At 74.2% G+C, this 21,863-nt stretch carries 21 protein-coding genes; 9 read left to right on the top strand and 12 right to left on the bottom strand.

Going from position 1 to position 21,863, the window contains the following annotated elements; genetic code table 11:
• Positions 1 to 140: 140 nt before the first annotated feature.
• Entirely contained in the window at positions 141 to 1,226 is a 1,086-nt protein-coding gene (locus AB0L74_RS06560) for an ATP-binding cassette domain-containing protein (RefSeq protein WP_365646314.1), read from the top strand.
• Positions 1,223 to 2,071: an ABC transporter permease gene (locus AB0L74_RS06555; protein WP_365646311.1), complete on the top strand. Its 849-nt coding sequence runs from the start codon at positions 1,223 to 1,225 to the stop codon at positions 2,069 to 2,071. The genes AB0L74_RS06560 and AB0L74_RS06555 overlap by 4 nt, the downstream gene beginning before the upstream one ends.
• A gap of 66 nt (positions 2,072 to 2,137) precedes the next feature.
• Here AB0L74_RS06555 and AB0L74_RS06550 read toward each other — a convergent pair whose 3' ends face one another.
• Genes AB0L74_RS06550 through pdhA form a run of 6 tightly spaced genes read right to left on the bottom strand, consistent with a single transcriptional unit; the run spans position 2,138 to position 9,517 of the window.
• Complete coding sequence (locus AB0L74_RS06550) at positions 2,138 to 3,235, bottom strand: potassium channel family protein (RefSeq protein ID WP_365646308.1); 1,098 nt, start codon at positions 3,233 to 3,235, stop codon at positions 2,138 to 2,140.
• A complete protein-coding gene (locus AB0L74_RS06545) occupies positions 3,232 to 4,743 on the bottom strand; it encodes a molybdopterin molybdotransferase MoeA (protein WP_365646305.1) in 1,512 nt (503 codons plus the stop codon). The genes AB0L74_RS06550 and AB0L74_RS06545 overlap by 4 nt, the downstream gene beginning before the upstream one ends.
• Positions 4,740 to 5,675, bottom strand: a complete 936-nt coding sequence (locus AB0L74_RS06540; RefSeq protein WP_365646302.1) for an NTP transferase domain-containing protein — start codon at positions 5,673 to 5,675, stop codon at positions 4,740 to 4,742. The genes AB0L74_RS06545 and AB0L74_RS06540 overlap by 4 nt, the downstream gene beginning before the upstream one ends.
• Positions 5,676 to 5,730: 55 nt before the next feature.
• Positions 5,731 to 7,314 (bottom strand): dihydrolipoamide acetyltransferase family protein, encoded by a 1,584-nt coding sequence (locus AB0L74_RS06535; protein WP_365646299.1) that lies wholly within the window; start codon positions 7,312 to 7,314, stop codon positions 5,731 to 5,733.
• Positions 7,314 to 8,318, bottom strand: coding sequence for an alpha-ketoacid dehydrogenase subunit beta (locus AB0L74_RS06530; protein WP_365646297.1), 1,005 nt, complete (start codon positions 8,316 to 8,318; stop codon positions 7,314 to 7,316). Before AB0L74_RS06530 ends, AB0L74_RS06535 begins: the two co-directional genes overlap by 1 nt.
• Positions 8,318 to 9,517, bottom strand: coding sequence for a pyruvate dehydrogenase (acetyl-transferring) E1 component subunit alpha (gene pdhA / locus AB0L74_RS06525; RefSeq protein ID WP_365646294.1), 1,200 nt, complete (start codon positions 9,515 to 9,517; stop codon positions 8,318 to 8,320). Before pdhA ends, AB0L74_RS06530 begins: the two co-directional genes overlap by 1 nt.
• 177 nt (positions 9,518 to 9,694) lie before the next feature.
• Here pdhA and AB0L74_RS06520 point away from each other — a divergent pair, with 177 nt between their 5' ends.
• The gene (locus AB0L74_RS06520) at positions 9,695 to 10,282 is read left to right on the top strand and encodes an Lrp/AsnC family transcriptional regulator (RefSeq protein ID WP_365646291.1); all 588 of its coding nucleotides are present in this window, start codon (positions 9,695 to 9,697) and stop codon (positions 10,280 to 10,282) included.
• A gap of 120 nt (positions 10,283 to 10,402) precedes the next feature.
• Here AB0L74_RS06520 and AB0L74_RS06515 read toward each other — a convergent pair whose 3' ends face one another.
• Entirely contained in the window at positions 10,403 to 10,990 is a 588-nt protein-coding gene (locus AB0L74_RS06515; RefSeq protein WP_365646288.1) for a TetR/AcrR family transcriptional regulator, read from the bottom strand.
• Positions 10,987 to 12,504: a 3-hydroxyacyl-CoA dehydrogenase gene (locus AB0L74_RS06510; RefSeq protein WP_365646285.1), complete on the bottom strand. Its 1,518-nt coding sequence runs from the start codon at positions 12,502 to 12,504 to the stop codon at positions 10,987 to 10,989. Before AB0L74_RS06510 ends, AB0L74_RS06515 begins: the two co-directional genes overlap by 4 nt.
• A gap of 160 nt (positions 12,505 to 12,664) precedes the next feature.
• Here AB0L74_RS06510 and paaN point away from each other — a divergent pair, with 160 nt between their 5' ends.
• Complete coding sequence (gene paaN / locus AB0L74_RS06505; protein WP_365646283.1) at positions 12,665 to 14,362, top strand: phenylacetic acid degradation protein PaaN; 1,698 nt, start codon at positions 12,665 to 12,667, stop codon at positions 14,360 to 14,362.
• Here the strand turns inward: paaN and AB0L74_RS06500 are convergent.
• Genes AB0L74_RS06500 through AB0L74_RS06490 form a run of 3 tightly spaced genes read right to left on the bottom strand, consistent with a single transcriptional unit; the run spans position 14,359 to position 17,341 of the window.
• On the bottom strand, positions 14,359 to 15,129 hold the full coding sequence (locus tag AB0L74_RS06500; protein WP_365646281.1) for a TrmH family RNA methyltransferase: 771 nt from the start codon (positions 15,127 to 15,129) through the stop codon (positions 14,359 to 14,361). The two genes, paaN and AB0L74_RS06500, sit on opposite strands and share 4 nt — an antisense overlap.
• Entirely contained in the window at positions 15,126 to 16,388 is a 1,263-nt protein-coding gene (locus tag AB0L74_RS06495) for an HTTM domain-containing protein (RefSeq protein ID WP_365646278.1), read from the bottom strand. The genes AB0L74_RS06500 and AB0L74_RS06495 overlap by 4 nt, the downstream gene beginning before the upstream one ends.
• Complete coding sequence (locus AB0L74_RS06490) at positions 16,385 to 17,341, bottom strand: DUF5819 family protein (protein ID WP_365646275.1); 957 nt, start codon at positions 17,339 to 17,341, stop codon at positions 16,385 to 16,387. The genes AB0L74_RS06495 and AB0L74_RS06490 overlap by 4 nt, the downstream gene beginning before the upstream one ends.
• A 419-nt stretch (positions 17,342 to 17,760) precedes the next feature.
• Between AB0L74_RS06490 and paaA the strand changes: the two genes are divergently transcribed.
• The 5 genes from paaA to AB0L74_RS06465 are packed head-to-tail and all read left to right on the top strand — an operon-like array spanning position 17,761 to position 21,410.
• Positions 17,761 to 18,747 carry a 1,2-phenylacetyl-CoA epoxidase subunit PaaA gene (paaA, locus tag AB0L74_RS06485; RefSeq protein ID WP_365646272.1) on the top strand — a complete coding sequence of 329 codons (987 nt, stop codon included), beginning with the start codon at positions 17,761 to 17,763 and terminating at the stop codon, positions 18,745 to 18,747.
• Positions 18,744 to 19,031, top strand: a complete 288-nt coding sequence (gene paaB / locus AB0L74_RS06480; protein WP_029386333.1) for a 1,2-phenylacetyl-CoA epoxidase subunit PaaB — start codon at positions 18,744 to 18,746, stop codon at positions 19,029 to 19,031. Before paaA ends, paaB begins: the two co-directional genes overlap by 4 nt.
• The gene (gene paaC, locus AB0L74_RS06475) at positions 19,028 to 19,750 is read left to right on the top strand and encodes a 1,2-phenylacetyl-CoA epoxidase subunit PaaC (RefSeq protein ID WP_365646269.1); all 723 of its coding nucleotides are present in this window, start codon (positions 19,028 to 19,030) and stop codon (positions 19,748 to 19,750) included. The genes paaB and paaC overlap by 4 nt, the downstream gene beginning before the upstream one ends.
• On the top strand, positions 19,744 to 20,346 hold the full coding sequence (gene paaD, locus AB0L74_RS06470; RefSeq protein ID WP_365646266.1) for a 1,2-phenylacetyl-CoA epoxidase subunit PaaD: 603 nt from the start codon (positions 19,744 to 19,746) through the stop codon (positions 20,344 to 20,346). Before paaC ends, paaD begins: the two co-directional genes overlap by 7 nt.
• A complete protein-coding gene (locus AB0L74_RS06465; protein ID WP_365646263.1) occupies positions 20,346 to 21,410 on the top strand; it encodes a 2Fe-2S iron-sulfur cluster-binding protein in 1,065 nt (354 codons plus the stop codon). The genes paaD and AB0L74_RS06465 overlap by 1 nt, the downstream gene beginning before the upstream one ends.
• Before the next feature lie 48 nt (positions 21,411 to 21,458).
• Here the strand turns inward: AB0L74_RS06465 and AB0L74_RS06460 are convergent, their stop codons facing one another.
• A complete protein-coding gene (locus AB0L74_RS06460; RefSeq protein ID WP_365646709.1) occupies positions 21,459 to 21,788 on the bottom strand; it encodes a rhodanese-like domain-containing protein in 330 nt (109 codons plus the stop codon).
• Positions 21,789 to 21,863: the final 75 nt, after the last annotated feature.

Genomic DNA, 21,863 nt, shown 5'->3' with positions numbered 1-21,863 from the left:
CCCGTGCCCGCCGCCGGATCCGCCCGGGCCGTGCGCCCCGGCCGTGCCCCGGCCGCCGGGGCGTCGCCGTGCGGCGGCGACGAGTTTGCGCGACCGTGGAAGTCCCCCCTGCGCAGTCCGAGCACGCGGAAGGACCCCGCATGAGCACGCAGTCGTCCGGCCCCGCGATCGAGACGGCGGGCCTGGTGAAGACGTTCGGCGTGACCAGGGCCGTGGACGGCGTGGACCTGGTGGTGCCGGCCGGTACGGTCTACGGCCTCCTCGGCCCGAACGGCGCCGGCAAGACCACCGTGGTGAGGATGCTCGCCACCCTTCTCAGACCGGACGGCGGCGAGGCCCACGTCTTCGGTCACGACGTCGTGCACGCGGCGGACGAGGTACGCGGCCGGGTGAGCCTGACCGGGCAGTACGCCTCGCTGGACGAGGACCTCACCGGCACCGAGAACCTGGTCCTGCTGGGCCGGCTCCTCGGGCACCGCAAGAAGGCCGCGCGGGACCGGGCGGCGCGGCTGCTGGACGCCTTCGGGCTGACCGAGGCCGCCGCGAAGCAGGTCAAGCACTACTCGGGCGGCATGCGGCGCCGCATCGACATCGCCGCGTCGATCCTCAACACACCCGACCTGCTCTTTCTCGACGAGCCGACGAACGGGCTCGATCCGCGCAGCCGCAGCCAGGTCTGGGACATCGTGCGGGCCGTGGTCGCGCGGGGCACGACGGTGCTGCTGACCACGCAGTACCTGGACGAGGCCGACCAGCTGGCGTCCCGGATCGCCGTCATCGACAAGGGCAAGGTGATCGCCGAGGGCACCAAGGGCGAGCTGAAGGCGTCCGTGGGCGCCGGGTCCGTCCATCTGCGGCTGCGGGACGCGCGGCAGCGGCCGGACGCCGAACGGGTGCTGCGGACCGCGCTGCTCACCGAGGTGCAGCCGGAACCCGACCCGGTCGCCCTGACCGCCCGCCTGAGCGCGACGGCGAGCGCCGGCGCGGCCGACCTGGCCGTGCGGGCCCTCGGCGAACTGGCCCGGACGGGCATCACCGTCGACAGCTTCTCGCTGGGGCAGCCCAGCCTGGACGAGGTGTTCCTGGCGCTGACCGGCCACGCCACCGGCCCGGTCCAGGGCCGGGACGACGGGCAAGGCGACGGCCGGGACGACGGCCACGGCGGCAGCCGGGACACCGGACGCGGCATCGGCCCCGACACCAAGGAAGGCGAGGTGCCGGCATGAGTACGGCCGCGAGCACCGAGAGCAGGGAACTCACCCCGGTCAGCACCGAGTCGCTGGCCGCCGTCCTGGTGGCCGAGGAGCGGCCACCGCGGCCCGGCTCCCTGTCGACCTCGCTGGCGTTCGGCTGGCGCGCGATGCTGAAGATCAGACATGTGCCGGAGCAGCTCTTCGACGTCACCGCCTTCCCGATCATGAACCTGCTGATGTTCACGTACCTCTTCGGCGGCGCGCTGGCCGGGTCTCCGAGTGACTACGTCCAGTTCGTGCTGCCGGGCATCCTCGTGATGTCGGTCGTGATGATCACCATGTACACCGGTGTCTCCGTGAACACCGACATCGAGAAGGGCGTCTTCGACCGATTCCGCTCACTGCCCATCTGGCGCCCGTCGGCGATGGTCGGCTATCTGCTCGGCGACGCCCTGCGCTACATGATCGCGTCGGTCATCATGCTCACCGTCGGCCTGATCCTGGGCTACCGGCCGGGCGGTGGGGCCGGCGGCGTGGTCGCCGGTATCGCGCTGCTGCTGGTGTTCTCGTTCGGGTTCTCGTGGATCTGGACCATGTTCGGGCTCATGCTGCGCACCGAGAAGTCGGTGGTGAGCACCAGCATGATGGTGATCTTCCCGCTCACGTTCCTGTCCAACGTGTTCGTCGAGCCGAGGACCATGCCGGGCTGGCTCCAGGCGTTCGTCAACAACAACCCGATCACCCATCTGGCGTCCGCCGTGCGCGGGCTGATGGCGGGCGACTGGCCGGTGGACGAGATCGCCTGGTCGCTGGGCTGGACGGCGCTGTTCCTCCTGGTCTTCGGACCGGTGACGATGCGGCTGTACAACCGCAAGTAGCCGAGGCCGCCGCGGGGAACCCGGGCGGGCTCCCCGCGGCCTGGACGACCGCGGGCGGCCGGTGCCTCAGTCGCGCGGCAGCGGGCGGGCGTCGGGCGCGACCTGCCGGCCCGGGGTCGCCCGTACGATCGTGATCAGCCGGTCCGTCAGCTCCAGCCGGGCGACGGCCGGGTCGTCGTAGCCGAGCACCCGGTGCCCTCGTACGACGCTCACCACCAGGCTGTCGACCTCGCGCGGGCTCTTGCCCACCTCCGCCTTTATGACCGGGCGTTCCACGAGGTCGAGCCCGCTGCCCTGGTGGATCAGGTCCTCCATGACCATGCCCGCGGCGGGGCTGAGGACGGACAGCCCGAGCAGCCGGCCCGCCGCGCTGGCGCTGGTGATGACGACATCGGCGCCCGACTGCTTCAGCAGCGGAGCGTTCTCCTCCTCGCGTACCGCCGCCACTATCTTCGCTCCCCGGTTGAGCTGCCGCGCCGTCAGCGCCACCAGTACGGCGGTGTCGTCGCGCTGGGTGGCGATGATGATCTGCCGGGCCTTGTGCACCTCCGCCCGCTTCAGGACGTCACTGCGGGTCGCGTCGCCGACGACGCCCGCGAATCCGTCGGCGTTCGCCGCGTCGATCACCTTGCCGCTGGGGTCGACCACGACGACCTGCTCCTTCTTCAGTCCCGTGGCACAGACGGTCTGGAGCGCCGACCGTCCCTTGGTACCGAAGCCGATGACGACGGTGTGGTCGCGCAACATGGACCTCCAGCGGTTGAGGCGCCACTCCTCCCGGGTGCGCTCGGTGAGCACTTCGAGTGTGGTACCGACGAGGATGATCAGGAACATCACACGCAGCGGCGTGATGACGAAGATGTTGGTCAGGCGGGCACCGTCGCTGACCGGCGTGATGTCGCCGTACCCGGTGGTGGAGAGCGTGACGGTCGCGTAGTACCAGGCGTCGAGGAAGTCGACGGCGCCATCGGAGTTGTCGTTGTAGCCGTCATGGTCGGCGTAGACGAGCAGCGCGGTCAGGACGAGCACCAGCAGGGCCATGGTCAGCCGTTTGGCGACCTGGCGCATGGGCCGCTCCACCACTCTTCTCGGGAGGCTCACCCGATGGGTCACGAGATGTTCGTCCGCCTGGCGGGCGATCGCGTCCTGGCCCGGAAGTTTCACGTGAAACACACTCCGATTCCCCCGCTGGACCAGGGCAGGTCGAGCAGTTCGGTCTCCTCGCCCGGCCGGGCGCCGCCCGGGGGCACCACGGCGAGCGCGTCGGCCGCCGCGATGCCCCGCAGCATGGCCGGGCCGTTGTAGCGCAGCGGCACCGCGCGGTCGTCGCGCAGGACGACCGGCACGAGCCGGGTGTCGTGCGGATGCCCCTGCGCCGGGTCCTGAAGCGGCAGCCCGTACGGCTCCGGGGCCGGGCGGGCGGCCAGCGTGCGCAGCAGGGGTTCCGCGAGCGTGAGCAGGCCGGAGACGGCGGCGAGGGGGTTGCCGGGCAGCCCGACGAGGTGCCTGCCCCCCTCGATGCGGGCCAGCAGCATGGGGTGGCCGGGCCGCACCCTGACGCCGTCCACGAGGAGCTCGGCGCCGATGCGGCGCAGGGTGGGGTGCAGGTGGTCGACCGGGCCCGCGGCGGTCCCGCCGGTGGTGACGATGACGTCGGCGGCGGACGCCGTGACGGCGGTGCGCAGTGCCTCGGCGTCGTCACCGATCCGTCGTACGGAGGTGACCTCGGCGCCCAGCGCCCGCAGCCACGGCGGAAGCATCGGGCCGAGCGCGTCCCGGATCAGCCCGTCGTGCGGCAAGCCCTCGGTGAGCAGCTCGTCACCCAGGACCAGGACGTCGACGCGGGGACGCGGGACGGCCCTGAGGAAGTCGTACCCGGCCGCCGCGGCCAGTCCCAGCACCGCCGGGGTCACCGGCGTCCCCGCGGGCAGCAGCCGGTCACCGCTGCGGCACTCCTGGCCGCGCGGGCGGATGTCCTGGCCCGGCACGATCTCCCGCTCGCGTGGCGCGGCGTGCAGGCGGCCCTTGTCGTCGGTACGGCCGTGCTCGGTGCGGAGCACCGCGATGGCGTCCTCGGGGATGCGGGCACCGGTCGCGATCCGGACGGCCTCGCCGTCGGCGAGCGGCCGGTGCCCGGTGTGCCCGGCGAGGACACCGTCCTCGCGTACGTCCCAGGGGCCGGGGCCGGACACCGCCCAGCCGTCCATCGCCGAGGTGTCGAAGGAGGGCAGATCGGTCAGGGCGGTGAGGGGCTCGGCCAGGATGAGGCCCAGCGCGGCCTCCAGGGGCACGGACACCGGGGAAGGAGGGCTGCTGCGGACGGCGGCACGGGCGGCGCGGGCCGCGATCTCCCGAGCGGTGGGCCAGGGGGTGGCTCCGTGGCTCGCGTGGGCCCTGCGGCCACCGCGAGCGTCGCGCGTGTCCTGAGGACCCCGAGCGTCCTGAGGACCGCCGCGAGCGTCGTGGCGCTCGTGGCCGCCCCGGGCCCCGTGACCGGGCACGGAGTGCCTGTCCCGCGGCTCCCCCTGGCCGGTGGGCGCGGCGGGCGTGGACGGGCGGTCCGCCGGACGGGGTCCCTTGCCGTCGTTCACGAGGGCGAGCACCTCCTCGACGTCGAGGGCCTCGGCGTCCTCGGCGTCCCTTCCGGTGCCGGTGCTGCCGCGCGCGGTCATCCGGCGTCCGGGCGGGTGCCGGGAGCCGCGCCGGGGGCGGCATCGGACGCGGCCGTCGGGGAGGCGTCGGACGGCGTGCCCGCCGTCCGCTCCTCCTCCGCCCAGCGCAGGGCGAGCTCCGTCGCCTTGCGGGCGGCCTCGGCGACGGCCTGGGGACCGCCCCCGGCCCGCCCGGCCGCGTATCCGGCGAGGAAGGTGGTCAAGGGCGCCGCCGGCCTGGCCACCCCGTGGGCGGCGTCCCGGGCCAGGTCGAGCAGCACACCGGTGTCGACGTCCAGGTCGATGCCCAGTTCGTCCTTGACGGCGGAGATCCATTCATCCAACACGTGCCCATGCTCCCTGATACGTGCCCTCGCGGCGGCGATGTCGTCCCAGGTGTCGCAGTCGAAAGAGGCGACGGGATCGGCGATGCGCGCGAGGTGGAGTCCGGCGGTCAGCCGGCGCAGGGGCAGCCCGGTGAGGCCGCCGTGCCCGGCGGCGAGCGCGGCCAGCCCGCGGCGCAGCGCGCGGGCGCGGTAGGCGGCCACCAGCGGCTGGTCGCGGCCGTCGGCGTCGGCGCACAGGACGCCGTCGGCGCCGCTGTCCACAAGGGCGGCCAGCAGCCCGCGTACGGCCGTCCCGGCGAGGAACGGCAGGTCGGCCGAGAGGACCACGACGTGCTCGGCCGTGGTGTGACGCAGCCCGGCGTCGAGGGCGGCGAGCGGACCGGCGCCCGGCGGGTCCTCGCGGGCCCAGGTCACGGCCCGCGGGACGGGCCGTGGATCGGCGACGACCACGGTGGTCCGCGCCCCGGCACAGGCGGCGAGCACCCGGTCGAGCAGCGGGCGGCCGCCGACCCGGACGCCGGGCTTGTCGGCGCCTCCGAGCCGCCGGGCGGCCCCGCCCGCGAGCACGACGGCGTCGTACACGGCGGGCGGCTGATACGGGGTCACCCCCCGAGTATGCGCGTCCGGGCGATCACGGGGAACGCGGGGGAACCCCATCCCCTCACACGGTGCGCAGCAGCACCGCCGGCTGTTCCACGCAGTCCGCCACGTACCGCAGGAAACCGCCCGCCGTGCCGCCGTCGCACACCCGGTGGTCGAAGGTGAGCGACAGCTGGACCACCTGCCGCACCGCCAGCTCGCCTTCGTGCACCCAGGGCTTGGGCGCGATGCGGCCGACGCCGAGCATGGCGGCCTCGGGGTGGTTGAGGATCGGCGTGGAGCCGTCCACGCCGAACACCCCGTAGTTGTTCAGGGTGAAGGTGCCGCCGGTGAGGTCGGCGGGCGTCAGCGCCCCGGTGCGGGCCGCCTCCGTCAGCCGCGCGAACTCGGCGGTGAGCGACTCGGCGTTCCGGGCGTGCGCGTCCCGTACGACGGGGACGACCAGGCCCCGCTCGGTCTGGGCGGCGAAGCCCAGGTGCACCCGCTCGAACCGGACGATCTCCCTCGCCCCGGTGTCGACGGCGGAGTTCAGCTCGGGGAAGCGGGCGAGCGCGGCGGTGCAGATCCGGGCCAGCAGGGCGATCAGGGAGACCTTCGGCGCGCCGGCCGTGTCTGTCCCCGCCGACGCGCCGGCGGCGTTCATCGCCGCGCGGGCCCGCATCAGCTCGGTGGCGTCGGCGTCCACCCAGCAGGTGGCGTCCGGTATCTCGCGCCGGCTGCGGGAGAGCTTGTCGGCCACGGCGCCGCGCACGCCCTTGAGGGGCGTGCGGATGCCGTCCACGGCGCGGGCGGCGGTCGCCGGTGCGGCGGCGGCCTGCGTGGCGGCGACGGCCTGCGTGGCGGCGACGGCCTGCGGCGCCGGTGCCGCGCCCGCCGTCTCCCGCGCCGGTTCCGTGCCCGGGTGCGGCCCGGCCGGTGCCGGGGCCGTACGGCCCTGCGCCGCGGCGGCCCGCAGCGCGTACTCCACGTCCGCCCGCAGGATCAGCCCGTCGGGCCCGGACCCGGTCAGCTCCCGCAGGTCCAGGCCGTTCTGCCGGGCCAGCCTGCGGACCAGCGGCGAGATGACGGGAACGGGCCCGTCCACCGGGTCGGCGGCACGCGCGCGGCCGTTCGCCCCGGCCGGCGCCGGGAGGACGCCGCCGGCCGGCGGGCCCGGCCGCACCCTGCGCCGCCGCGCGGGCGCCCGGGAGGTGCCGTAACCGACGAGGACGTTGCCGGAGCCCTCGGTGCCCGGGTCCTCCCCGTCCGAGGCCGCGGTGTCCGCCCCGCCGGCTGCCGCGGCCTCCGCGCTTGCGGCGCTCCCGGCGGTCCCGGTGCTCGCGGGCCGCGCCCGCGCGGGGTGCGCGGGCGCGGACCGGTGCCCGCCGGTGCCGCCCGCGGCGGGGCGGCCCGGCTCGGGCTCGCCGACGGCCACCGTCAGCAACGGCGCCCCGACGGGCAGTTCGGTTCCCGCCTCGCCGAAGCGGGCCGTGACCACGCCGCCGTAGGGGCACGGCACCTCCACCATCGCCTTCGCCGTCTCGACCTCGACGACGGGCTGGTCGACGGCGACGGCGTCGCCCACCTCGACCAGCCAGCGCACGATCTCCGCCTCGGTGAGCCCTTCACCGAGGTCGGGCAGCTTGAACTCCAGCACCTGTGCCATCAGCTCTCGGCCTCCCATTGCAGACGCCCCACGGCGTCCAGGATCCGGTCCACACCGGGCAGGTGGTGGCGCTCCAGCATCGGCGGCGGATAGGGCACGTCGAACCCGGCCACCCGCAGCACCGGCGCCTCCAGGTGGTGGAAACAGCGCTCCGTGACCCGGGCCGCGATCTCCCCGCCCGGGCCCCCGAAGGAGCCCGACTCGTGGACGACGACCGCGCGTCCCGTCCGCCGCACCGAGGCGCACACCGTCTCGTCGTCGAACGGCACCAGGGAGCGCAGATCGACGACTTCGAGGTCCCAGCCCTCGGCCCGGGCCGCCTCGGCCGCCGCCATGCAGACGGCCACGGACGGCCCGTACGTGATGAGCGTGGCGCTCCGCCCCGAGCGCCGCACCACCGCGCGGCCTATCGGTTCAACGGGCGCCGGGTCGTCCGGGTTCCAGGAGTCCTTCGACCAGTACAGGCGCTTGGGCTCCAGGAAGACCACCGGGTCGTCGGAGGCGATGGCGGCGCGCAGCAGCCCGTAGGCGTCCGCGACGGTGGCGGGCGTGACGACATGGAGCCCCGGAGTCGCCATGTAGTACGCCTCGGAGGAGTCGCTGTGGTGTTCCACACCGCCGATGCCGCCGCCGTAGGGGACGCGCACGGTGAGCGGCAGGGGCATGCTCCCGCGCGTGCGGTTGCGCATTCTGGAGACATGGCTGACGAGCTGCTCGAACGCCGGATAGGCGAACGCGTCGAACTGCATCTCGACCACCGGCCGCAGCCCGTACATCGCCATGCCGACGGCCGTGCCCAGGATGCCGGCCTCCGCCAGCGGCGTGTCGGTGCAGCGGTCCTCGCCGAACTCCTTCGCGAGCCCGTCGGTGACCCGGAAGACGCCGCCGAGCGCGCCGACGTCCTCGCCGAGGACGTGAACGCTGTCGTCGGCGGCCATGGCGTCGCGCAGCGCGCGCGTGAGGGCCTGCGCCATGGTGGCCGGCCGGACGGCGACGGTGCTCATCACAGCGCTCCTTCCGGCCGCGGCGCCGCACCAAACCCGGCCGCTGCCGCTGCCTCTGCCTCTGCCTCTGCCGCTGCTTCGGCCTCGGCCTCCAGTTCGGCGCGCAGCCGCTCGCGCTGCTCCCTCAGCTGCGGGGTGGGCTCGGCGTACACATGGTCGAACAGATCCATGGGGTCGAGCACCGGGTCCTGGTGCATGCGGGCGCGCAGATCGGCGGCCATCGCCTCGGCGTCCTCGCGGGCCGCGCGCATCCCGTCCTCGTCGATCAGGCCCCGCGCGGTCAACTCGCGCTCCAGCAGCAGCACCGGGTCGTGCTCCCGCCAGGTGTCCACCTCGGCGTCCCCGCGGTAGCGGGTGGCGTCGTCGGCGTTGGTGTGCGCGTCGACGCGGTAGGTGATCGCCTCCACGAGTGTCGGGCCGCCTCCCGCGCGCGCGTGCCCTACGGCGTCGGTGAGGACCTCGTGCACGGCCGCGGCGTCGTTGCCGTCGACCAGGCGGCCGGGCATGCCGTAGCCGACGGCCTTGTGGGCCAGCGACGGGGCCGCGGTCTGCTTGGCGAGCGGGACGGAGATGGCGAAGCCGTTGTTCTGGACCAGGAAGACGACCGGGGCCCGCCAGACGGCGGCGAAGTTCAGCGCCTCGTGGAAGTCGCCCTCGCTGCTGCCGCCGTCGCCGACCATGGCCAGCGCGACCACGTCATCGCCCTTGAGGCGGGCGGCGTGCGCGAGGCCGACGGCGTGCGGCAGCTGGGTGGCGAGCGGCGTGCACAGGGGGGCGACGCGGTGCTCGTAGGGGTCGTAGCCGGTGTGCCAGTCGCCGCGCAGCAGGGTGAGGGCCTGGACGGGGTCGACGCCGCGGGCGATGACGGCGAGCGTGTCGCGGTAGCTCGGGAAGAGCCAGTCCCGCTCCTTCAGCGCCAGCGCGGCGGCGACCTCACAGGCTTCCTGGCCGGTGCTGGAGGGGTAGACGGCGAGGCGGCCCTGCTTGGTGAGGGCGGTGGCCTGCGTGTTGTAGCGGCGGCCACGGACCAGGTGGGCGTACAGCGTCCGCAGCAGCTCCGGGTCGGCCTGGCCGGCCGCCTCGGTGCCGAGGACGCGGTACGGCTCCGGGTCGGGCAGCAGCGGCGCGGGGTCGGTTCGGGGCTGCCAGGCGGGCGGCGGTGATGGCCGGTACGCGCCCCGCTGCTCCATGACCGTCATGACGGCACCTCCTCGTGGGAGCGGCTTCGCGGCGCGCCGCGGCTGTGTGACGCGCCTCACCTACCGATTGTTCGGTCGCCGGCACATTTTGGCTACAGGCACCCTCAGGCTGTGGACAAACGGTTCTCCACACCCTGAGATGAACGCAGTACGTCCATGGCGGGGAGGCGGGGGGACATGGCAGCTGAACGAATGGCCGAACCCGCCGAACGCCAAGGGGAGCCGGCCGCGTGCCAGGGGGAGGCCGCCGAGCGCCGCGCGGCCGCCACCGAGTGCCATGACGACGCGACCGGGCGCCACGACGCCGCCCTGCCGCCGCCCCGCCCGCTGGACGCCGTCGACCAGGACATCCTGCGCATGCTCCAGGCGGACGGCCGCGCCTCGGTACGGTCGGTCGCCGAGCGGGTCCACGTCTCCCGCGCGAACGCCTACGCCCGCATCAACCGGCTGGTCGAGGACGGTGTCATCCGCGGCTTCGGCGCCCGTGTCGACCACGAACGCGCGGGGCACGGCACCTCCGCGTACATCACCCTGAAGATCGTCCAGAACTCCTGGCGCACGGTGCGCGAGCAGCTCCGCCGGCTCCCCGGCGCCTCCCACATCGCCCTGGTGGGCGGCGATTTCGACGTCCTGCTGCTGGTGCACACGCCCGACAACCGGGCCCTGCGCGAGCTGGTCCTCACCCGGCTCCAGGCGATCCCCGAGGTGCTCAGCACCCGCACGCTGCTGGTCTTCGAGGAGGAGGACCTGGAGCCACAGAGCTGACCGGGACGGCCGGCACCGCCGGGGAACGGCCGGGGAACGGCCGGGGAACGGCCGGGGAACGGCCGGAACGGCCCCGCCGCCCCGGCCGGTGGTGCCTGCCCGTGGTACCCGCCGGGGCCGTCAGCCCCTGGTCAGCCCGGAGAACACCAGCCGCACCACCGCGTCGGCCACGTCCCGCTCGCCCATGCCGCGCCCGTCGGGCCGGTACCACTCCACGATCGAGTTGATCATGCCGAAGACCAGCCGGGTCGCCAGCCGCTCCTCGATGTCGCCGCGTACGTCCCCCTCGGCGGCCGCCGCCGACAGCAGCGCGGCCACCCGGTGGTCGAACTCGCGCCGCCGCTCCAGCGCCCACCGCTCGGTGCCGGTGTTGCCCCGTACCCGCAGCAGCAGGGTCACGTACGGCAGCTCGGCCATGAGCACCTCGACCATGCGCCGCACCACGTACTCCAGCCGCTCCACGGCGCGCCCCGCGCGCGCGTGCTCCTCGTCGAGGATGCCGAAGAGCTCGTCCAGGGCCCGGCTCACGGCCCGGCGCAGCAGCTCCTCCTTGCCCGTGACGTGGTGGTAGATCGACGACTTGGAGATCCCGGCGGCTTTGGAGAGGTGCTCCATGGAGGTGCCGTCGTATCCGCGCTCGTTGAAGACGCGCACGGCGACCGTCAGAAGCGTCTCCGGGGTGTACGTGTCACGCCTGGCTCCGGTCATGAGCTGCTGCCCTCCCGCTTGTCGGAGGCGTACGAGTGGCGGTACAGCGCGAGGGACGGCGCGTAGCGGCCGCAGGGGTCGCACGCGTGGAGCTCGTCGAGCAGCTCGTACGCCCAGGTGCAGCCCAGCCTGCGGCTCCACTCCAGCGGCCCCAGCGGGTAGTTGACGCCCAGGCGCATCGCGGTGTCGATGTCCTCCTCGGTGGCCACGCCCTTGGCGACCGCGTCGTGCGCCAGGTCGATGATCCGCGCGACCGTGCGCGCGACGATCATGCCGGGGACGTCGCCGATGACGCTGACCTTCTTGCCGAGCGCCTGGAACAGGCCGGTGGCCTGGGCCAGCGTCGCCGGGGAGGTGTCCTGGGAGGCGGCCAGCGCGATGCGGCCGGCCTTGCGGTAGTCGAGCGCGAGGTCGAAGTAGACCACGTCCCGGAACTCCACGGAGGTCTGGCCGTCGGCGAGCGCCAGCTGACCGCCGCTGGGCAGGACCAGCCGGGTGCCGCTGTCCTCGGCCTCCTCGCGGACCTCGATGCCCGCCTCGCGGATCAGCGCGAGCAGCTCGCGGGCCGGGCCGAGGCCGCCCTCGGCGACGACGTACGCGGGCGGCTCGGCCGGCTCGGCGGTGTGCGGCTCGGGGCGTTCGGCGCCGTCGCGGTAGTCGTACCAGCCCTGTCCGCTCTTGCGGCCGAGCCGGCCGGACTCGACCAGCCGGCGCTGGGCGAGCGACGGCGTGAAGCGCGCGTCCTGGAAGAAGGACTGCCACACGGAGTGCGTGACGGACTCGTTGACGTCCTGGCCGATGAGGTCGGTGAGCTCGAAGGCGCCCATCCGGAAGCCGCCCGACTCGCGCAGCACCGCGTCGATGGTGGCCGGGTCGGCGGCCTGGGCCTCGTAGACCGCGAACGCCTCGGCGTAGAAGGGCCGCGCGATGCGGTTGACGATGAAGCCGGGGGTGTCGGCGCAGGCCACCGGGGTCTTGCCCCAGGCCCGGGCGGTCTCGTACGCGCGCGTGGCCGACGTGACGTCGGTGGCGAACCCGGAGACCACCTCCACCAGTGGCATCAGCGGCGCCGGGTTGAAGAAGTGCAGGCCGACGAGGCGGCCGGGCGCGCGCAGGGTGCCCGCGACGGCCGTCACGGACAGGGACGAGGTGTTGGTGGCGAGCAGGCAGTCGGCGCCGACGACGCCCTCCAGGTCGCGGAACAACTCCTGCTTGACGTCGAGCCGTTCGGCCACCGCCTCGACGACCAGGGCGCTGTCGGCGAGTTCGGCGAGGCTCCCGGCGGGCCGCAGCCGGGCGCGTGCGGCGTCCCGGGCGGCACCGGTGAGGCGCTCCTTCTCGACGAGCCGGTCGAGACGGGCGCCGATCGCGTCGGCCGCCTCGCGGGCGCGGCCGGGGACGGCGTCGTACAGCCGCACGGGATGGCCCGCGACCAGCGCGACCTGGGCGATGCCCTGGCCCATGGTGCCGGTGCCGACGACTGCCACGGGGCTGCTGAGGTCGAGTGCTGTCATGTGCGCGATCCTCCCGCACGGGGTTTTCCACAGATGCGGCGGTCCCCCTTGTCCCGACCGATCGTTCGGTTACTCTAACTCTGTCCGGCTGTTCCCGCCCAGGTTTCCGCCCAGGTCATGAGCTCGACGAAGAGTTCACCAGACGAGGAGTTGGTCCCCCATGGCCGCCGAACTCACCGCGCACACCCTGATCACCCGGCACCGGCCCACCCTCGACCGGGCGCTGGAGGCGATCCGCACGCGCGCGTACTGGTCCCCGCACCCCGAACACCCCAAGGCGTACGGGGAGGACGGCGGCCTGGACGCGGCGGCGGGCAGGGCCGCCTTCGACGCCCTGCTCGGCACCCGCCTCGACCTCGGCCAGCCCGGCACGGACGACTGGGTGGGCGGCGAGGTCTCCCCGTACGGCATCGAGCTCGGCGTCACCTACCCGCACGCGGACGCCGACGTGCTGCTGCCCGCCATGCGGGCCGGGCAGCGGGCGTGGCGGGACGCCGGCCCGGAGCTGCGCGCGGCGGTCTGCCTGGAGATCCTCAAGCGGATCAGCGACCGGACGCACGAGTTCGCCCACGCGGTCATGCACACCTCGGGCCAGGCGTTCATGATGGCGTTCCAGGCGGGCGGCCCGCACGCGCAGGACCGCGGCCTGGAGGCGGTGGCGTACGCGTACGCGGAACAGGTCCGCACACCGGAGTCGGCCGAGTGGACCAAGCCCCAGGGCAAGCGCGACCCGCTGGCGCTGACCAAGCGCTTCACGCCGGTCCCGCGCGGCATCGGCCTGGTGATCGGCTGCAACACCTTCCCGACGTGGAACGGCTATCCGGGCCTGTTCGCCTCCCTGGCCACCGGCAACGCGGTCCTGGTCAAGCCCCACCCGCGCGCGGTGCTGCCGCTCGCGCTCACCGTGCGGACCGCGCGCGAGGCGCTCGCCGAGGCGGGCTTCGACCCGAACCTGGTCGCCCTGGCCGCCGAGCGCCCCGGCGAGGGCATCGCCAAGACCCTCGCCACCCGCCCCGAGATCCGCATCGTCGACTACACCGGCTCCACGGCCTTCGGCGACTGGCTGGAGGCCAACGCCCGCCAGGCGCAGGTCTACACGGAGAAGGCCGGCGTCAACACGGTGATCGTGGAGTCGACCGGCGACTACGCGGGCATGCTCGCCAACCTGGCCTTCTCGCTGTCGCTGTACAGCGGCCAGATGTGCACCACCCCGCAGAACCTGCTGATCCCCCGCGACGGCATCCGCACCGACCAGGGCCCGAAGACCTACGAGGAGGTCACCGCGGACCTGGCGAAGGCCGTCGGCACGCTCCTCGCCGACGACGCGCGCGCGGCGGCGCTGCTCGGCGCCATCGTCAACCCGGACGTCAAGGCCCGCCTGGAGGCCGCCGCCGGCCTCGGCGAGCTCGCCCTGGCCTCGCGCGAGGTGACCCACCCCGACTTCCCGGACGCGGTCGTGCGCACGCCGGTGATCGTGAAGCTGGACGGCGCCAAGCCCGACGACGAGGCCGCCTGGATGAGCGAGTGCTTCGGGCCGGTCTCCTTCGCGGTGGCCGTCGACTCCGCCGGCCACGCGGTGGAGCTGCTGCGCCGCGGCGTCCGCGAGAAGGGCGCGATGACGGTCGGCGCGTACACCACCGACGAGGAGGTCGAGCGGGCCGTGCGGGAGGTCTGCCTGGAGGAGGCGGCCCAGCTCTCGCTCAACCTGACCGGCGGGGTGTACGTCAACCAGACGGCCGCCTTCTCCGACTTCCACGGCTCGGGCGGCAACCCGGCGGCCAACGCGGCCCTGTGCGACGCGGCGTTCGTGGCCAACCGCTTCCGGGTGGTGGAGGTCCGCCGGGAGGCCGCCTCTTAGGAGGACCGCGGTCCGCCGCCGGTGGCGCTCCAGTGGTAGAGCGTCATGGCCACGCTGGTGGCCAGGTTGTAGCTGGAGACCTGGGGGCGCATCGGCAGGGACAGCAGCTGGTCGGCACGCGCGCGCAAGTCGGCGGAGAGTCCGCTGCGCTCCGACCCGAAGGCGAGGACGGCGTCGTCCGGCAGCTTCACTCCGCGCAGGTCCTCGCCCTCCGGGTCCAGCGCGAACACCGGCCCCGGCGGCAGCTCGCCGGCGTCCAGCCGCTCCACCGCGGTGGCGAAGTGCAGCCCCGCCCCGCCGCGCACCACGGTGGGGTGCCACGGGTCGAGCGGGCCGGTGGTGACGACGCCGGTGGCGCCGAAACCGGCGGCCAGCCGGATGACGGCCCCCGCGTTGCCCAGGTTGCGCGGCTGGTCGAGGACGACGACCGGCGCGGTGCGGGGCGTGCGGGCCAGCGCCCGCAGGTTGGCCGCGCGCGAGGGCCGTACGGCCAGGGCGGCCACGGCGGTGGGATGCGGGCGCGGCACGAGGGAGGCGTACGCGGCGTGCGGCACCTCCGTCAGCAGCGCGTCCAGCGCGTCCCGCACGTCCGGCGCCAGCTCGTCGGCGAGGGCCAGGGCCGCCGCGCGGTCGGCGGTGACGGCCACGGGCACCTCGGCACCGAAGCGCACGGCGTGCTTGAGGGCGTGGAAGCCGTCGAGCAGCACCGGGGAGGCGGAGGCGAGTCGGCGCCAGGCGGTGAGGGCGTCCAGGGCGGCGTCGGTCATGCCGTGAAGCCTACGTGCGGGCGCCGCTCGTCCTCCCGTCCGCGCTGCCCCGGCACCGGCGCCCGGCCGTCCCCGCCGCGCGCGAGCCGTCCCCGCGCGCGTGCCGCCCAGCCGCCCAGGCGGCGCAGGAACGGCGTGGGCAGGAAGACCGCGTCGGCCGTGATCATCGCCAGCGAGAAGAACGGCAGCCCGAGGACGACCGCGATCGCGGCGTGCTCGACGATCATGACGGCCAGCAGGACGTTCTTCACCCGCCGGTGGAAGAGCGTGAACGGGAAGGCGACCTGCGCGATCACGGTGCCGTAGGTGAGGAGCATGACCAGGGTGCCGCTGGCGGACAGCAGCCCGGCGAGGGCGGGCCACGGCGAGAAGTAGTCCAGGTGCAGCGGGTAGTAGACGGCGGTGCCGTCCTGCCAGCGCGACCCCTGCACCTTGTACCAGCCCGCGGTCGCGTAGATCAGGCACGTCTCGGCCATGATCACGAGCAGGGCGCCGTTGTGCGCGATGGTGGCGACGACGTCGAGGAGTATCCGCGGCTCGCCGCCGCGCGCACGGGACGGCTCACCGCCACTCGCGCCGGGTGGCTCGTCGCCGCACGCCTGGCGGCCGGCCAGCCACCACAGGGCCTGCCCGAGCCATACACCTCCCAGCAGCACCGGTATGAACCGGTCACCGTCGAGCCGCCCCGCGAGCGCCGCCGCGATCAGGACGAGTCCGAGCACGCCCCACAGGGCGGGGCCGGTCCGGTCCCGGACGCGTCCGCCCCGCGCGCGTGCCGCACGCGCGCGCCGCGCCCGCCGCGCGTCCAGGGACCAGACCTGGCCGCAGCGCGTGAAGACGAGGTAGACGCTCATCAGATGCAGGACGTTGTCGCCGCCGTCCCCGACGAAGACGCTGCGGTTCTGGAGCGACAGCACGCCCACCATGAAGAGCACCGACGTCGTGCGGGTGCGCCAGCCCAGTACCAGCAGCGCACCGGTCAGCACCGACAGCGCGTAGACGGTCTCGAACCAGACCCGCCCGTCCAGCCACATCAGCGCCGTGAAGGAGCCGTTGTCCGCGATCAGCCGCTCGGCGAGCTCCCGGCTCCAGGGGCCGTCGGGACCGTACAGCTCGTGGCGGTGGGGAAACTCCCGCAGCAGGAAGAGCAGCCAGGTCGCGCCGAGCCCGATACGGACCACGGCGGTCTGGTACGGGCCGAGGGCGGAGCCGGTGACATGGGCGATGCCGCGCGAGAGCGACGAAGCCAGGCGGTTCACTCCGCTCCCCTTTCCGCCGCGCGGTCCTCACCGGTCCGGTCCGTGGGAACCGGCCACCACGGCAGCACCCGGTGGACCGGCCGGGCCGAGACCTTCTCGTGGCTCCAGGGGGGCGGCGGCACGCTGGTGGTCCGGGACCGGAACTGGACCCGCTCGACGACGCCGCCCGGCCCGGCCGCGTCGTTCCGCTCCAGGCGGAGCACCCCGATACGGCGCAGGTAGGTCTCGGCCAGCGCCCCGCGCAGGCCCACCGGGCGGTTGCGGGAGTCATGGGTGGCGACATAGAAGTCCCAGGCCCGGCGGAGCTGGTTCTGCCGGGTGTGGCTCGGCAGCGGATCGCCGTCGATGGCCCTGCCGTCCTCGGCGGACAGGTCGTACCAGCCGGTGGTGCGGACCCCGCCGTCCGCCGTGCCGACCTCCGCGCGGACCTGGACGGCGATGTTCTGCTGCAACGGGTTGGGCGCGAACAGCTTCCAGTTCTGCTCGAACTCGGGGTAGATCCACTCGTCCACCACGTCGCCGTGCCGTTTGCTGAGCGTGTTCGGCGGCGCTACGTGCAGGAACAGCATCCCGAGGTGGACGCAGACGGCCGCCGCGACGAGCGCGAGCGCGCACGCGGCCACGATCTGGTACCGCGGGGACAGCGCGGCGACACCGGTGGCCGATCCGACGGTCTCCGCGGGCCCGGCGTGTGCCGCCCCGGGCCCGGCGTGTGCCGCCCCGGGCCCGGCGTGTGCCGCCCCGGGCCCGGCGTGTGCCGTCCCCGGCCCGGCGTGTGCCTCATCGGTCCCATAGGACACGGGAAGCCCGGACACCTCCTCCGCCCCGGCCGTCACCGCACCGGCCCCGCCCGGCGTATCGGCCCCGCCCGGCGTATCGGTATCGGCGGAGGGCCGCCGACCCGGCCCGTCCGGCTCCTGCCGGGTGCCCGAGCCCGTGTCGTCCGCGTCCATCCCACCTCGTTCCCCATCGATCCCACGTCGGTCCAACGCCGGTCCCACGTCGGTCCCGCGTCGGCCCCGGTCGTCGGTCCCGCCGCCACGCCCCACGACCCGCGCCTCCCCCGGGCCCCCGCCCCCGCCGTCCGTCGGCCACCGGGCGCCGTACCTCCCGCCCTCGCACGCCTGTCGCGGCCCTCGGCGGCACCCGAACCGGAACGGTACTCAGCACCGGCCCGCCGGACCCGCCCCTTGGCCGGACCGGACCGCCACCGTTCGGCCACGGGCCTACCCGCCCCTGTTCGTCCACAGGCCGGCCCGGCGGGTTATCCACAGCGGTTGACACCTTACGGCGCCCGTCCCACCATGGAATCGCACGAACCGAACGATCGGTCGGGGGCAGGTTCCGGGCAGGCCCAGGTCGAGGGGGACCCATGGCGACAGCAGCAGCGCAGGACACGGCCCGTGGCGCGGAGGGCGACACCGCCGCCCGCGCGCGCGCCTTCGACGCGGCCGTGGCGGCCGACGAGCGCATCGAGCCACGTGACTGGATGCCCGACGCCTACCGCGCGACCCTCGTGCGCCAGATCGCCCAGCACGCCCACTCCGAGATCATCGGCATGCAGCCGGAGGCCAACTGGATCACGCGCGCGCCCTCCCTGCGCCGCAAGGCCATCCTGATGGCCAAGGTCCAGGACGAGGCCGGCCACGGTCTGTACCTGTACGGCGCGGCCGAGACCCTCGGCGTGAGCCGTGACGAGCTGCTCGACAAGCTCCACTCCGGCCGCCAGAAGTACTCGTCGATCTTCAACTACCCGACCCTGACCTGGGCGGACGTCGGCGCGATCGGCTGGCTGGTGGACGGCGCGGCGATCACCAACCAGGTGCCCCTGTGCCGCTGTTCCTACGGCCCGTACGCGCGCGCGATGGTCCGCGTCTGCAAGGAGGAGTCCTTCCACCAGCGCCAGGGCTACGAACTGCTGCTGGCCCTCAGCCGGGGCACGCCGGAGCAGCACGCGATGGCCCAGGACGCGGTCGACCGCTGGTGGTGGCCCTCGCTGATGATGTTCGGACCACCCGACGACGCCTCCCGGCACTCGGCGCAGTCGATGGCCTGGAAGATCAAACGGCACTCCAACGACGAGCTGCGCCAGCGCTTCGTCGACATCTGCGTCCCCCAGGCCGAGTCCCTCGGCCTCACCCTGCCCGACCCGGACCTGAAGTGGAACGAGGAGCGGGGGCACTACGACTTCGGCCCGATCGACTGGACGGAGTTCCAAGAGGTCCTCAAGGGCAACGGGCCGTGCAACGAACAGCGGCTGAACCAGCGCAGGCGCGCCCACGACGAGGGCGCCTGGGTCCGGGAGGCGGCCGCGGCCTACGCGGACAAGCACGGCGAGACGGGAGCCACGCGCGCATGACGACCACCGACTGGCCGCTGTGGGAGGTCTTCGTCCGCTCCCGGCGCGGCCTCTCCCACACCCACGCCGGCAGCCTGCACGCGCCCGACGCGGAACTGGCCCTGCGCAACGCCCGCGACCTGTACACACGGCGCGGCGAGGGCGTCTCCATCTGGGTCGTGCCGTCCTCGGCGATCACCGCGTCCTCCCCCGACGAGAAGGACCCGTTCTTCGAGCCGGCCGCCGACAAGCCGTACCGGCACCCGACGTTCTACGAGATCCCGGAGGGAGTGAAGCACCTGTGACGACCGCCACCGCCACCGCGACCGCCGCCCTCGCGCTCGGCGACGACGCCCTGGTGCTCTCCCACCGGCTCGGCGAATGGGCCGGCCGCGCCCCCGTCCTGGAGGAGGAGGTCGCCCTCGCCAACATCGCCCTGGACCTGCTCGGCCAGGCCCGGGTGCTGCTGTCCATGGCCGGCGACGAGGACGAGCTGGCGTATCTGCGCGAGGAACGCGCCTTCCGCAACCTCCAGCTGGTGGAGCAGCCCAACGGCGACTTCGCCCACACCATCGCCCGCCAGCTGTACTTCTCCGCCTACCAGCACCTGCTCTACGGCCGGCTGGCCGAGGGAGACGGCCCGTTCGCCCCGCTCGCCGCGAAGGCCGTCAAGGAGGTCGCCTACCACCTCGACCACGCCGAGCAGTGGACCCTGCGGCTCGGCGACGGCACGGACGTCAGCCACGAGCGCATGCGGCGGGCGTGCGCCGCGCTGTGGCGGTACACCGGCGAGATGTTCCAGCCGGTGCCGGGCCTCGACGCCGACTGGGCGGCGATGGAGACGGCCTGGCTGGAGCGGGTGGGGGAGGTGCTGCGCCGGGCCACCCTCACGGTCCCCGACGGGCCGCGGTCGGGAGCGTGGACGGCCGGAGCGGGCCGCCAGGGCCTGCACACCGAGCCGTTCGGCCGGATGCTCGCCGAGATGCAGCATCTGCACCGCAGCCACCCGGGGGCGTCATGGTGACGCTCACCCCGCTGGAGGCGGAGCTCCTGGAGATCGCCGGCTCGGTCCCCGACCCCGAGCTGCCCGTTCTCACCCTGCGCGACCTGGGCGTGCTCCGGGCGGTGCGCGTCCGCGGCACCGGCGCGGTCGAGGTCGAACTGACCCCGACCTACACCGGCTGCCCGGCCGTCGAGGCGATGTCCCGGGACATCGAGCGGGCCCTGCGCGACCGGGGCATACGCGAGGTCACGGTCCGCACGGTGCTCACCCCGGCCTGGTCCACGGACGACATCACGGACGAGGGCCGCCGCAAACTGCGCCGGTTCGGCATCGCCCCGCCACGCGTCCGCCGGGAGACCGGACAGTCAGGACAGACAGGTCAGACGGACCAGACCGGTGTGACGAGTCAGACCGGTCAGACCCGTCAGCCCGGTCCGGTGCCGCTGGAGCTGGGCCCCACCCGCACCCGTGCGGCCGCCGGCCCGGACCCCGTCCGCTGCCCGCGCTGCGGCCGCGCCGACACCGAACTGCTCAGCCGCTTCTCCTCCACCGCGTGCAAGGCACTGCGCCGCTGCCTCGCCTGCCGTGAACCGTTCGACCACTTCAAGGAGTTGTGATGGCCCGCTTCCACACGCTCCGGGTGACCGCGGTCGACCGGCTCACCGACGACTCCGTCGCCCTCACCCTCGGCGTTCCCCCGGAGCTGCGCGAGGAGTACCGGCACACCGCCGGCCAGCATCTCGCCCTGCGCCGCGCGGTGGACGGCACGGAGATCCGGCGCACCTACTCGATCTGCTCCCCCGCCCCCGCCCCCGGCGACGACGGTCCGCACGCCCTGCGGGTCGGAGTGCGGCTGGTCGAGGGCGGCGCGTTCTCGGCGTACGCGCTGAAGGAGATCGCCGTCGGTGACGAGCTGGAGGTCATGACCCCGGCGGGCCGCTTCACCCACGACCCCGCGCCCGGCCTGTACGCGGCGGTCGTCGGCGGCAGCGGCATCACCCCGGTGCTGTCGATCGTCTCCACCCTGCTGGCGCGCGAGCCGGCGGCCCGGTTCTGTCTGATCCGCAGCGACCGGACGACGGCCTCGACGATGTTCCTGGAGGAGGTCGCCGACCTGAAGGACCGCTATCCGCGGCGGCTCCAGCTGGTCACGGTCCTCTCCCGGGAGGAGCAGCAGGCGGGCCTGCCGTCCGGGCGGCTCGACCGGGACCGGCTCACCGGGCTGCTCCCGGCGCTGCTGCCGGTGGCCCAGGTGGCGGGATGGTTCCTGTGCGGGCCGTACGGCCTGGTGCGAGGGGCGGAACGGGCCCTGCGCGGGCTCGGTGTGCCGCGGACGCGGATCCACCAGGAGATCTTCCACGTGGACGCGGGCACGGCGGCGGCACCGGCCGCCCCGGCCCCCGCCCACAGCACGGTGACCGCCCGGCTCGACGGCCGCGGCGGGACCTGGCCGGTCCGGGAGGGCGAGTCGCTTCTGGAGACGGTGCTGCGCAACCGGCCCGACGCGCCGTACGCCTGCAAGGGCGGGGTGTGCGGGACCTGCCGGGCCCTCCTGGTCGCGGGCGAGGTGCGGATGGACCGCAATTTCGCGCTGGAGCCGGAGGAGACGGAGGCCGGATACGTCCTGGCGTGCCAGTCGCACCCCGCGACGGAGCGGGTGGAGCTGGACTTCGACCGCTGACGCCACCCGTCGGCCGCGCCCGCCGCCTCCGGCCGGTGGACGCGCCGTCTACAGGACGAAGCCGTCCTCGCCCTTGTCGTTCACCACGGGCCGCCCCGCGGCGGCCCACTGCTGCATGCCGCCGTCGACGTTCACCGCGTCGATGCCCTGCTGAACCAAGTACATGGTGACCTGGGCCGACCGTCCGCCGGAGCGGCAGATCACATGGACGCGGCCGTCCTGCGGCGCGGCCTCGGTCAGCTCGCCGTACCGCGCCACGAACTCGCTGATGGGAATGTGCAGCGCCCCCGCGGCGTGACCCGCCTGCCACTCGTCGTCCTCACGGACGTCCAGCAGGAAGTCGCCGTCCTTGAGGTGCGCGACCTCGACCGTGGGCACACCAGCTCCGAAACTCATGCCCCCGACGCTACCGGAACCGCCCGGCGGCACCACCCCGCCGGGCGCCCGCCGCCG

Source organism: Streptomyces sp. NPDC052020, assembly GCF_040680575.1.
In the GTDB taxonomy this organism is placed as follows: Bacteria; Actinomycetota; Actinomycetes; order Streptomycetales; family Streptomycetaceae; genus Streptomyces.
Note: the sequence above shows the minus strand (reverse complement) of the source record. Positions and strands in the feature narration are given on the sequence as shown.

Coding starts and splice junctions, on each gene's coding strand:
- AB0L74_RS06560 (WP_365646314.1), top strand. CDS start 141: ATGAGCACGCAGTCGTCCGGCCCCGCGATCGAGACGGCGGGCCTGGTG.
- AB0L74_RS06555 (WP_365646311.1), top strand. CDS start 1,223: ATGAGTACGGCCGCGAGCACCGAGAGCAGGGAACTCACCCCGGTCAGC.
- AB0L74_RS06545 (WP_365646305.1), bottom strand. CDS start 4,743: ATGACCGCGCGCGGCAGCACCGGCACCGGAAGGGACGCCGAGGACGCC.
- AB0L74_RS06535 (WP_365646299.1), bottom strand. CDS start 7,314: ATGGCACAGGTGCTGGAGTTCAAGCTGCCCGACCTCGGTGAAGGGCTC.
- AB0L74_RS06530 (WP_365646297.1), bottom strand. CDS start 8,318: ATGAGCACCGTCGCCGTCCGGCCGGCCACCATGGCGCAGGCCCTCACG.
- pdhA (WP_365646294.1), bottom strand. CDS start 9,517: ATGACGGTCATGGAGCAGCGGGGCGCGTACCGGCCATCACCGCCGCCC.
- AB0L74_RS06520 (WP_365646291.1), top strand. CDS start 9,695: ATGGCAGCTGAACGAATGGCCGAACCCGCCGAACGCCAAGGGGAGCCG.
- AB0L74_RS06515 (WP_365646288.1), bottom strand. CDS start 10,990: ATGACCGGAGCCAGGCGTGACACGTACACCCCGGAGACGCTTCTGACG.
- AB0L74_RS06510 (WP_365646285.1), bottom strand. CDS start 12,504: ATGACAGCACTCGACCTCAGCAGCCCCGTGGCAGTCGTCGGCACCGGC.
- paaN (WP_365646283.1), top strand. CDS start 12,665: ATGGCCGCCGAACTCACCGCGCACACCCTGATCACCCGGCACCGGCCC.
- AB0L74_RS06500 (WP_365646281.1), bottom strand. CDS start 15,129: ATGACCGACGCCGCCCTGGACGCCCTCACCGCCTGGCGCCGACTCGCC.
- AB0L74_RS06490 (WP_365646275.1), bottom strand. CDS start 17,341: ATGGACGCGGACGACACGGGCTCGGGCACCCGGCAGGAGCCGGACGGG.
- paaA (WP_365646272.1), top strand. CDS start 17,761: ATGGCGACAGCAGCAGCGCAGGACACGGCCCGTGGCGCGGAGGGCGAC.
- paaB (WP_029386333.1), top strand. CDS start 18,744: ATGACGACCACCGACTGGCCGCTGTGGGAGGTCTTCGTCCGCTCCCGG.
- paaD (WP_365646266.1), top strand. CDS start 19,744: ATGGTGACGCTCACCCCGCTGGAGGCGGAGCTCCTGGAGATCGCCGGC.
- AB0L74_RS06465 (WP_365646263.1), top strand. CDS start 20,346: ATGGCCCGCTTCCACACGCTCCGGGTGACCGCGGTCGACCGGCTCACC.